General features: G+C 66.5%; 3 protein-coding genes. All 3 read right to left on the reverse strand.

The genetic code is table 11. The annotated features are described in order from the left end of the window. On the reverse strand, positions 1 to 833 hold an 833-nt coding region (gene ftsZ, locus MJ956_RS09655; protein ID WP_253964263.1), incomplete at its 3' end, for a cell division protein FtsZ. Positions 834 to 956: 123 nt separating this feature from the next. Further along, positions 957 to 2,285 carry a cell division protein FtsA gene (gene ftsA, locus MJ956_RS09660; RefSeq protein WP_253964264.1) on the reverse strand — a complete coding sequence of 443 codons (1,329 nt, stop codon included), beginning with the start codon at positions 2,283 to 2,285 and terminating at the stop codon, positions 957 to 959. Next, positions 2,282 to 3,196 (reverse strand): cell division protein FtsQ/DivIB, encoded by a 915-nt coding sequence (locus MJ956_RS09665; RefSeq protein WP_253964265.1) that lies wholly within the window; start codon positions 3,194 to 3,196, stop codon positions 2,282 to 2,284. The genes ftsA and MJ956_RS09665 overlap by 4 nt, the downstream gene beginning before the upstream one ends. Positions 3,197 to 3,275 lie beyond the last annotated feature (79 nt).

The following is a 3,275-nucleotide window of genomic DNA, read 5'->3' on the forward strand; positions in this document are numbered from 1 at the left end:
TCGAAGAGGGTGAGGTCCCGGCCACCGGTGATCGAGATCAACAGTCCCCGCGCACCCTTCATCGACGTCTCGTCGAGCAGCGGGTTGGCGATCGCGGCTTCGGCGGCGGCCATCGCGCGGCCTTCGCCGGACGCCTCGCCGGTCCCCATCATCGCCTTGCCCATTTCGCGCATCACCGAACGCACGTCGGCGAAGTCGAGATTGATCAGCCCTTCCTTGACCATCAGGTCGGTGATGCAGGCGACGCCCGAATACAGCACCTGATCCGCCATGCCGAAGGCGTCGGCGAAAGTGGTCTTGTCGTTGGCGATCCGGAACAGGTTCTGGTTCGGAATGACGATCAGCGTATCGACGTTCTTCTGCAGTTCCTCGATGCCTTCGTCGGCGATCCTTAGCCGGCGCTGGCCTTCGAAATGGAACGGCTTGGTCACGACGCCGACAGTGAGGATGCCCTTTTCGCGAGCCGCTCGCGCGACCACCGGCGCGGCGCCGGTGCCGGTGCCGCCGCCCATGCCGGCGGTGACGAAGCACATGTGCGAGCCGAGGAGATGGTCGCAGACCTCGTCGATCGATTCCTCGGCGGCGGCACGGCCGACTTCCGGCTGGGAGCCTGCTCCAAGGCCCTCGGTCACGGCGACGCCCATCTGGATGATCCGCTCGGCCTTGGACGAGCGCAGCGCCTGGGCGTCGGTGTTGGCGATCACGAACTCGACCCCTTCGAGGCCGGCGTTGATCATGTTGTTGACCGCATTGCAGCCGCCTCCGCCAACGCCGAAAACGGTGATGCGGGGCTTCAACTCGGTGATGTCGGTCTTGTTCGGGTTCGTGCTCATATCCTGTTCCTCTATCGCAGTTTCGGGCCGTTTCGCCGCGCGGCCGTTCGCTTTGTCAGTTGCTGCGGCGCGCGGCGCGCACCGTATGTCTTCGCGGCCGGCCGGCAGTCCGGCCGCGCTGTGTCAAAGGCTCCGCCGGAGCCAGGATCCGAAGCGTCCCGCCCTGGTGTTCTGGTCGAGCGCGAAGGCCGCGATCGACGATTGGCCGGTGTTCTCGCGATGGGCGACCTGCGGGTAGATCAGCAGGCCGACCGAGGTCGCGAAAGCAGGCCCCTTGTTGGATGGATTCAGCCCGGCAACGCCGACCGGACGGCCGAGCCGGACATTGCGCTGGAGGATGCTGCGCGCCGTGTCGCTCATGCCGGCAAGCTGGCAGCCTCCCCCGGTCAAGACCACGCGCTTGCCGATGACGTGACCGAGCCCGGAGGCGGCCAGACGGTCGCGCACGAGTTCCAGCGTTTCCTCGACGCGCGGCCGGATGATCTTGGCGATCAGCGAACGCGCGACGGTGGCTTTCGAATCGTGCCCGCCCTCTTCACCGAGCCGCACCACCGGCACCCGGTCGTCGTCCTGCATCAACTCGCTCAGGGTGCAGCCGTGCATCACCTTCAAGCGCTCCGCATCGGCCGGACGGATCGACAAGCCGCGCGCGAGATCCATGGTGATGTGGTTGCCGCCGAGCGCGACCTGGTCGGCATAGACGAAGCGACCATTCTGGAAGATCGCGATGGTCGTCGCGCCGCCCCCCATGTCGATGCAGGCCGAGCCCATCGCCGCCTCGTCCTCAACCAATGTCGAAAGCGCGCTGGCATAAGGCGTCGCAACAAAGGCCTCGACCATCAGCCGGGCACGATTGACGACTGCCTCGAGATTGCGCAACGGCGTTTCCTCGGCGGTCAGCACATGCATGTCCGCGCCCAGCCGATTGCCGCTCATGCCAACGACGTTGTCGAGCCCGCTCTCGCCGTCGATCGACAGATCGAAGGCAAGCGAATGCAGCGCCACCCGACGCTCCTCCAGCGGAACCTTCGCGGCAAGACCGAGGACCTGTGAGACGTCCGCCTGCGAAATCTCCCCCACGGTGTCAATCTCGGCGGCGCCGCGCAGGCTCTTGAGCCGCCCGGCCGTGACGGAGACGATCAGCGACTCGATGGTCAGTCCAGCCATCCGCTCGGCCGCGTCGACCGCCTGGCGGACCGATTGTTCCGCCGCGTCGAGATCGACGACCACACCCGACTTGATGCCGTGCGAGCGCTGGTGGCCGACGCCGATCACCTCGATCGTATGGGTCCGACCGGGCAACGTCTGGCTGGCAACGCGCGGCGTCAGCCGAGCGATCAGGCAGGAGACCTTTTCCGAGCCGACATCCAGCACGGAGATGACGCGGGAGCGGCGCTTCGGCAGCGCCTTGATGCGCGGAAGCTCGTCGTGGCCGCGTTGAAACAAACTCATACCGGGTCATCCTTCCGGCTACGCTTGAAAATCTTCTCCCGCTCCTTCAGAGCGGCGTTGCGCCGAACCAGCGCGTCGGGAGTGAGCTTGATCACGATCCGGTCCGCGAGCCGCATATCGACGGCGGCGATGTCACGAGACAAAAGCCCGTTCTCCCGATCCATCCGCGCCACCTCGGCCAGTGCCTCGACCGGAGCATCCTCGGGCAGCTCGATCGCGATGCCGTTTTCGAGCCGCAAGTCCCAGCGACGATTCCCCACCCGGATATACGCCTTCACCCTTGCGCGAAGCTCGGGCAGCACCTCCAGCTCGTCGAGGAGCGCGGCGGCGTGGAGCGCCGCGCCGGTCCCCACGACAACAGGCAGAGCGGCGAAGCGGCCGGGGGTGAAGGGCACGATCTCCTTGCCCTCGCGGTTGACCACGACGAACTCTCGCCCCTTCTGCCAGACGGCGTAGGGCCGATGTTCGGACAGGGTGATCCGGACCCGATCGGGAAAGACCTTGGCCACTGAAGCGCGATCGACCCAGGGCATCTCTTCCAGGGCCTGTCGGGCAGCGGCCGGATCGAGCGAGAACAGGCTCTGCGAGCCGGTCTGCCAGAGCGCCTGAAGGACATCGATCTCGGAAGTTTCCGAATTGCCCGTCACGTCGATCGCCTCGATCGGAAAGCCGAGCGGCTGCGCAATGCCGTCGACGACCGTCACGGTGTGGCCGCCCACCGATATGCCGTAGACGACGGCCGATCCGATCACCACTGCGGCCAGCGCACCGAAAGGCGGTATCGGCAGTCGCGCAACGCTGGCGGCGAGACCGGAAGCCCGGCGTCCGGCGCGCAGCATACGCAAGGTGAGTCGCCCGGGCGTACCGGCGCGCACGTCGTTAGGGCGGCGCTCGGCCGTCAGCGATTGCACGAGGCGTCCTCCACCATCCAGGTCAGAAGTTCGGGAAAGGAATGGCCGGAGGCGGCGGCAATGTCGGGCACAAGCGAGG

Source organism: Aurantimonas marianensis (assembly GCF_024195285.1).
GTDB lineage: Bacteria > Pseudomonadota > Alphaproteobacteria > Rhizobiales > Rhizobiaceae > Aurantimonas > Aurantimonas marianensis.